Origin of the sequence: Streptomyces acidicola (assembly GCF_009377235.1) — a bacterium.
GTDB lineage: Bacteria > Actinomycetota > Actinomycetes > Streptomycetales > Streptomycetaceae > Streptomyces > Streptomyces acidicola.
This window is the reverse complement of the sequence record NZ_VMNX01000353.1, coordinates 1-7,145: the sequence shown is the minus strand read 5'-3', so window position 1 is coordinate 7,145 and position 7,145 is coordinate 1. Positions and strand designations below refer to the sequence as shown.

Sequence of the window (7,145 nt, the reverse complement as noted above, 5' to 3'; positions counted from 1 at the left end):
GGGCTGAACCGGCGCGGGCCGGGCGGGGCGGGGCTGTGGTCAGCGGCTGAGCGGTGTTAACGGTGTTGTCGTACTCCGGTGCCGTACAACGAGGAGGCGGTCACCGCGTCGGGCGCCGATCCGGACATCGGTCGGGCCGGACATCGGTCGGGCCGGGCATCGGTCGGGCCGGGCATCGGTAGGGCCGGGCATCGGTAGGGCCGGGCATCGGTAGGGCCGGACATCGGTAGGGCCGGACATCGGTAGGGCCGGACATGGGTAGGGCCGGACATCGGCTGCCGGCCGCCGGAACACCGGTTGTCGTCGCAGACCGGTGTGGCCCGGACCGGTGTAGCCCGGAGCGGTGTAGCCCGGAGCGGTGTAGCCCGGAGCGGTGTAGCCCGGAGCGGTGTAGCCCGGAGCGGTGTAGCCCAGAGCGGTGTAGCCCGGAGCGGTGTAGCCCGGAGCGGTGTAGCCCGGACCGGTGTAGCCCGGACCGGTGTAGCCCGGAGCGGTGTAGCCCGGGGAGCACCGACGGGAGCGAGTCGTCCGGCCGCCCGAGGGCCTGGCTTCCGGGCATGCACGAGGGGTGACCGCCGTTTGGGCGGTCACCCCTCGGACACGTCTGTGGTTGTGCGGCAGAGCGGCGGAGACTAATGGCCCTGTTCGTCGCGTCGGCGCTGCCAGCGCTGTTCGATGCGGTCCATCATGGAGCGGCGCTGTCGTGGGTGTCGACGGCCACCGGCAGCGCCGGACGGCTGCTCACCGGGCTTGGGGGCCTTGCGCCAACCGGTGACGGCGAGCACCGCGCAGCCCAGCATGACGAGGAATCCCACCACGCTGACCCAGATCTGCTGTGCGACCATTCCGGCCATGAGGAGCGCGATACCCACCAGGAAGCCCGCGACCGCCTGGTAAACCCGTCGCCGGGTGTACGTACGCAGCCCGCTTCCCTCAAGCGCTGTCGCGAACTTGGGATCTTCGGCGTACAGCGCTCGCTCCATCTGCTCGAGCATTCGCTGCTCGTGCTCCGAGAGCGGCACGGAGTCCTCCTCATCGTGCGGTCGCCGGGGCGACCCGGGGGGTCCTCTTCAGGATAGGCAGGGAATCGCCCCCGTGAAACCCGCCCCTCTACGCCAATTCGCCAACCGAAATCCGCCATGGCACTCCGATTCACTGAGGCGTACATGCCCCAGTGAGCGGCCCGTCATGCCGGACGGTCTCACCCGATCATACGGCTACGAGCGCCGGTTCGGGCGGCCTGTGGCGTACTCCATCCGCCGCCGAGCCCCTGATCAGGAACACGTCCCAGGAGGTGACTCAGGCCTCGGTGGCCCTCTGCGTCTCACCGAGCACATGAAGCTGGGTGGCCACGGAGTGGAACGCGGGCAGCTCGGCCGCCGCGGCCTCCAGCCTGAGGAGCGCGTCCAGGGCTCCCGGCTCGGTGTCCACGAGCACTCCGGGGACCAGGTCGGCGAAGACCCGCACACCGTGCACCGAGGCGACCCTGAGGCCCGCGCCCTCGACAAGCTCGGTCAGCTGCCCGGCGGTGAAGCGGTGCGGGACGGGGTCGCCCTCGCCCCAGCGTCCGTTCGGGTCGTCGAGCGCATGCCTGGCCTCCTTGAAGTGCCCGGCGAGGGCGCGCGCGAGCACCGCTCCGCCCAGGCCCGAGGCGAGCAGGCTGAGGACGCCCTCGGAGCGCAGCGCGGCGACCGCGTTGCCGATGCCCTCGGCGGGGTCGTCCACGTACTCCAGGACGCCGTGGCAGAGCACCGCGTCGTAGCCGCCGCGCTCGACGACGTCGAACAGGCCGTGCGCGTCGCCCTGGACACCTCGTACGCGGTCGGCGACGCCGGCCTCGGCGGCGCGGCGCTCCAGCGCGAACAGTGCGTTGGGGCTGGGGTCGACGACGGTGACGCGGTGCCCGAGACGGGCCACGGGCACCGCGAAGTTGCCGCTGCCGCCTCCGGTGTCCAGGACGTCGAGGCCGACGTGCGCGTCGCGCCCCGTGGCCTTGGCCCGGCGGTCGAGGGCGTCCTTCAGGACGTCCCAGACCACGGCGGTTCGGAGGGAAGCGCGGGGCCGGGAGGGGTCGGAGCGTAGCGACGCCGTTTGAGGGTGGTGGTGGGAGACGGGTGGGCGCATCGGGTCCGACACGGCAGTTGACTCCTCGGCGCGGCACCGCCTGCTGTACGGCGGAGCGATGGTCTTGCCTCCGCCGGTGCTCGGGGGTCACGGCGGAGAGTTGCGGGTACTCCCACCCTATTGCCTCCGGAGCCGTACCCGGCCGGGTGTCCCGTGCGGCGGACGAGGCCCCTGGGCACTGGTTCCGTGCCAGGTCACCCCACGGGACGCCGAGCCCGCGGCCGGTCCCGCGACGGCTCAGCCGGCGTTCGGCACTTCCGGGCCTCCGTCCTGACCGTCCCGCACGCCCCGCACGTCCTGCATGCGCTGCGTGTGCCGGCTGTCCCGCCTGTCCTGCCGAGGCTGGGGCAGGACGGGCTGGAGGACCAGCAGGCGCTCGACGAGGCGGAGGAACATCGCCACGTCCCGTATCAGGTCGTCCGCGTCGCGCGCGCTCGCCGCACCCCGGATGCCGGCCTCGGCGCGGGCGCGGCGGGCGGCTCCGGAGGCGAACAGCGCGCTCCACTCGGTGAGTTCCGGCGCGATCTCGGGGAGCACTTCCCAGGCGCTCCGGATCTTGGCGCGGCGCCGCACGGTGGGCTCCGGGCGGCCCCGGGCGGCGAGCACGGCGGCAGCGGTGCGCAGGGCGGCCAGATGGGCCGTGGCGTACCGCTCGTTGGGGGTCTTCAGCACGGTCGCCTCGTCGAGGCCGGTTCGGGCCTGGGCGAGCAGGTCGAGGGCGGCGGGCGGGGCCGTTGCCCGGCGGAGCACGGGGTGCACGTCGCTCGCCGGGCCGGTCAGTGAGGGGGCAGGGCCGGTGGCGCGGCGCCGAGGGACGGCGGCTGCGTGGTGGCTGGCCATGACGGACCTCCTGTCGTCTGTGTGACGGCACTGTGGCCGTATGTGCCCATCGTGAGGTATGGCACTGACAATCCGTTCTGACCTGGGATTTTGCTTCGCTCACAGGTTCGGAGTAGTTTTTGCACTGACCAGTCAGTTCAAAAACCGGAGGCCGTGACCAGGCCTTCGGTTCAGGGCAGCGAGGGGGACATGGACGAGCCTGATGCGCCTCGGGAAGCAGCGGGAATCGCCGTCGGGGCAGCGGACTTCGGACTCAGGGGGCCGCGCGGCTGGGCGTTCCGGGGGGTCGGCTTCCACGCGGAGCCCGGCTCGCTCGTCGCGATCCAGGGCCCGTCCGGGTCCGGCCGCACCTGTCTGCTGCTGGCCCTCACCGGCCGGATGAAGCCCGGCGAGGGGCACGCCACGGTCGGCCCGTACCGGCTGCCCGGGGGCATGCCCGCGGTACGCCGGATCAGCGCGCTCGCGCACGTTCCAGGTGTCACCGACCTGGACCCGGCGCTGACCGTCGGCGAGCACCTGCGCGAACGGACGCTGCTGGAGCGGAGGTTCGGGGGTTCCGTACGTGGTTCCCTACGGGAACTCATGCGGCCGCGCGCCGGGCGTACCGCTGACGCGAAGGCCCGTATCGACGACGCGTCGGCCGCCGCCGGACTCGACCTGACGGCACTGCCCAAAGGCGTCCGGACCGCCGTACGCGATCTGGAGCGGCTTCAGGCGCTGCGGCTGTCGGTCGCGCTGGCTCTGATCGGCCGCCCCCGCCTGCTCGGCGTGGACGACACCGACCTGAAGCTCTCGGATGCCGAACGGGCCGAGGTCTGGGCCCTGTTGAGGTCGGTCACCGAGTCCGGGACCACGGTGGTGGCGGTGTGCAGCGAGGCCCCCGAAGGCGCCGTGGTGGTGTCCACGCGGCAGAACGACAGCAACGACGGCACAGCACGGAACGACGACGAGGAGACGGCCGATGCGCTCGCCGAAGCTGGCCACGCTTGAGCTCAGGCGGTTCGGCAGGGGGAGGCTCCCGCGCGCGGCACTGGTTTCGCTCCTGCTGCTGCCGCTGCTGTACGGCGCGCTGTACCTGTGGTCGTTCTGGGACCCGTACGGCCGCCTCGACCGCGTCCCCGTGGCGCTGGTGAACGACGACAAGGGGGCGACCGCCGGCGGAGAGACGCTCATGGCGGGCGCCGACATCGCCGAGAAGCTGCTGGACAGCGATGTCTTCGACTGGCGCGAGGTGAGCGCCGAGGAGGCCCGTGAGGGCGTCGAGGACGGCACGTACTACCTGTCGCTGACCATGCCGTCGGACTTCAGCGAGCGGATCGCGTCCAGCTCCGGGGACTCCCCCGAGACGGGCGCCCTCCAGGTTCGTACGAACGACGCGAACAACTACGTCGTCGGGCAGATCTCCCGGACGGTGTTCTCGGAGGTGCGCACGGCCGCGTCCACGAAGGCGTCGCGGTCCTTCCTGGACCGGATCTTCATCTCGTTCTCCGGCATCCACGCCGAGACGGAGAAGGCCGCGAAGGGCGCCGACGACCTCAAGGACGGCATCGGGAAGGCCGAGAAGGGCTCCGAGGACCTCGCGGACGGCCTGAAGGACGCCAAGGAGGGCAGCGGCGCGCTGTCGAGCGGCCTGAGCAGGCTCGGCCGCGGTGCCGACGCCTTGGAGCAGGGTTCCCGGCAGGTCGCGGACGGCACCCGGGCGCTCGCCGGGAAGGTGAGCGGGGTCGCGGACCAGGTACGTCCCCTCCTGAAGGACGACGGCCGGACGATCGCCGCCACCGCCACCCTGGTGGCCGACTCGGCCGGCGTCATCCGTGACCACCTCGACGCGTTCGTGAAGAGGGCCCCGGCCGCGGAGAGCGGCACCCGTACGGCGTCCGAGACGCTGAACGGTGTCTACACGAGGCGCTGCGAGCAGCAGCCCGTGCCCGATCCGGCCTGCGGCGACCTGAAGAAGGCACGGGACGCGGCCGCCGAGGCGGCGCGGCTCGCCGCGGACGTCAACACGGTGGTGCAGGACTACGACGGCGACATGAAGGCCCTCGACAAGGACCTGGCGACGCTCCAGCGGCAGGCCAGGGCCCTCGCCAAGGCGGCACCCCACCTCTCCGAGGACCTCGACGACGCCGTCTTCAAGGTGAACGCCCTCCACGAGGGCGCCGCGAAGGTCGCCAGGGGCGCGCGGGCGCTGCACACCGGTCTCGGTACGGCGCAGACGGGCGCGGCCGACCTCGACTCGGGTGTCGGCGAGCTGTCCTCGGGCGCCATCGATCTCACGGGCGGCATGTACAAGCTGTCCGACGGCTCCGGAAAGCTCGCCGGCGGGCTGCGCGACGGGGCGGAGCAGATCCCCGACTACGACCCGCAGGACCGCGACCAGCGAACCGAGGTGATGGCCGACCCGGTGCAGCTGGCCTCCAGGGACCTGCACAAGGCGCCCAACTACGGCACCGGTTTCGCCCCGTACTTCATCCCGCTGTCCCTGTGGGTGGGCGCGATGGTGGCGTACATGCTGATCCAGCCGCTCAACCGGCGTGCGCTCGCCACGGGCGCCTCGGCGTGGCGGATCGCGCTGGCGGGCTGGCTGCCCGTGGCCGCCCTGGGGGTGCTGCAGACGGTCGCCCTCATGGCGGTCCTCCACTGGGCCGTCGGTCTCGAGCCCGCGCGGGCGGCCGGGACGGTGGGCTTCCTGTTCCTGGTGACGGCGTGCTTCGCGGCGATCGTGCAGTGGCTGAACGCGCGCTTCGGGGCGGCGGGCCGGATCCTCGTTCTGGCCGTGCTGATGCTGCAGTTGACGTCGGCGGGCGGCACGTACCCCGTGCAGACCAGCCCGGACTTCTTCAACGCGATCCACCCCTTCCTGCCGATGAGTTACGTCGTGGAGGCTCTCAGGAGGCTCGTCACCGGCGGCGATCTGTCCCCGGTCCGGCAGGCGTGCGCCGTCCTCGCGGCCTTCACCGCGGGCGCGCTCGCGCTGACCGCCCTGTCGGCCCGCCGCAAACAGGTGTGGACCCTCGACCAGTTGCATCCGGAGCTGAGTCTGTGACGGCGCGTGGCACCGGCTGCTGTGAGAATCAAGGCATGGAAAGCAGCACCGTCACGGGCGGCGGAAGCAGCCGTCGTGAGGCGACCCGGCAGAAGCTCTACGAGGCGGCCGTCACGCTGATCGCGGAACAGGGGTTCTCCGCCACCACGGTGGACGAGATCGCCGAGCGGGCCGGGGTCGCGAAGGGCACGGTCTACTACAACTTCGCCAGCAAATCCGTCCTCTTCGAGGAGTTGCTGCGACACGGAGTGGGACTCCTCACCGCCTCCCTACGGGAGGCGGCGGAGAAGACGGCGAAGGACGGCGGGGGGACGGTCGACGCCCTCGACGCGATGATCCGGGCCGGGCTCGTCTTCATAGAACGCTATCCGGCGTTCACGCAGCTGTACGTGGCCGAGCTGTGGCGCACCAACCGGGCCTGGCAGTCCACGCTGATGGTCGTCCGGCAGGAGGCGGTCGCCGTCGTCGAGGGCGTGCTGCGCGAGGGTGTGGAACGCGGTGAGCTGAGCAACGAGCTCGACGTTCCGCTGACCGCGGCCGCGTTGGTGGGCATGGTCCTGGTGGCGGCGCTGGACTGGCAGTCGTTCCAGCCGGAGCGGTCCCTGGACGACGTCCACTCGGCGTTGTCCCGGCTCCTCCAGGGGCGGGTGAGCGGCACGCGCTAGCCACTCGCACGGGTACCCGGTAACGACGAAAGCGCCGGTCCGATGTGGCCGCGTCCCCCGCGGGCCACCTCGAACCGGCGCTTCGCCGTACCTCGTACTCCCCCGTACCCCCGTGGTTTCCCCCGTACGGTCGCCCCCGGGTTTCCCCCCGTGCCTCGCTCCCGCCGACTCGTGGTGGCTCATCGGCGGAAGGAGCGGTCAAGGGCGGGAGCCGTTCCGCCGCCCCGTGTCGGCGGTGCCGGATCCGCGCCCCTTTCCGTGTCTCCACTCTCTCGTTCGCGCAGGTCGCGACCCATCCGCGCGCGTACTCAACTCATCGGCTAGGTACGGATACTCAGTCCTCCGCGCTCATCCTCAGAACACACCGTTGCCGACTGGTGACGATCGCGTCCGCTTCCGTACTCTGCGGGCCGAGGGCTTGGATCCCGCCCCCGCCGCCCCTACCCGTCCCATTCCTTGGGGGCTACCGC

General features: G+C 71.8%; 6 protein-coding genes. 3 read left to right on the top strand and 3 right to left on the bottom strand.

Going from position 1 to position 7,145, the window contains the following annotated elements; genetic code table 11:
• Positions 1–632: 632 nt before the first annotated feature.
• The 3 genes from FPZ41_RS43340 to FPZ41_RS43330 form a co-directional block, all read right to left on the bottom strand.
• Entirely contained in the window at positions 633–1,022 is a 390-nt protein-coding gene (locus FPZ41_RS43340) for a DUF3040 domain-containing protein (RefSeq protein WP_322621478.1), read from the bottom strand.
• A gap of 277 nt (positions 1,023–1,299) precedes the next feature.
• Positions 1,300–2,136 (bottom strand): class I SAM-dependent methyltransferase, encoded by an 837-nt coding sequence (locus FPZ41_RS43335; RefSeq protein ID WP_322621477.1) that lies wholly within the window; start codon positions 2,134–2,136, stop codon positions 1,300–1,302.
• 225 nt (positions 2,137–2,361) lie between these two features.
• Entirely contained in the window at positions 2,362–2,964 is a 603-nt protein-coding gene (locus tag FPZ41_RS43330; RefSeq protein ID WP_152870024.1) for an SAV_6107 family HEPN domain-containing protein, read from the bottom strand.
• Positions 2,965–3,153: 189 nt separating this feature from the next.
• On the opposite strand from FPZ41_RS43330, the gene FPZ41_RS43325 reads away from it, so the two are divergent.
• From FPZ41_RS43325 to FPZ41_RS43315, 3 genes are read left to right on the top strand one after another with little or no spacing between them, the layout of a single operon-like run.
• Positions 3,154–3,954 (top strand): ATP-binding cassette domain-containing protein, encoded by an 801-nt coding sequence (locus FPZ41_RS43325; RefSeq protein ID WP_152870022.1) that lies wholly within the window; start codon positions 3,154–3,156, stop codon positions 3,952–3,954.
• A complete protein-coding gene (locus FPZ41_RS43320; protein ID WP_152870020.1) occupies positions 3,926–6,010 on the top strand; it encodes a YhgE/Pip family protein in 2,085 nt (694 codons plus the stop codon). The genes FPZ41_RS43325 and FPZ41_RS43320 overlap by 29 nt, the downstream gene beginning before the upstream one ends.
• A 35-nt stretch (positions 6,011–6,045) precedes the next feature.
• A complete protein-coding gene (locus FPZ41_RS43315; RefSeq protein ID WP_152870018.1) occupies positions 6,046–6,675 on the top strand; it encodes a TetR/AcrR family transcriptional regulator in 630 nt (209 codons plus the stop codon).
• Positions 6,676–7,145: the final 470 nt, after the last annotated feature.

What these genes read in the sequence shown, in the direction of transcription:
- FPZ41_RS43330 (WP_152870024.1), bottom strand. Translation starts at nt 2,964, where the DNA reads ATGGCCAGCCACCACGCAGCCGCCGTCCCTCGGCGCCGCGCCACCGGC.
- FPZ41_RS43325 (WP_152870022.1), top strand. Translation starts at nt 3,154, where the DNA reads ATGGACGAGCCTGATGCGCCTCGGGAAGCAGCGGGAATCGCCGTCGGG.
- FPZ41_RS43320 (WP_152870020.1), top strand. Translation starts at nt 3,926, where the DNA reads ATGCGCTCGCCGAAGCTGGCCACGCTTGAGCTCAGGCGGTTCGGCAGG.
- FPZ41_RS43315 (WP_152870018.1), top strand. Translation starts at nt 6,046, where the DNA reads ATGGAAAGCAGCACCGTCACGGGCGGCGGAAGCAGCCGTCGTGAGGCG.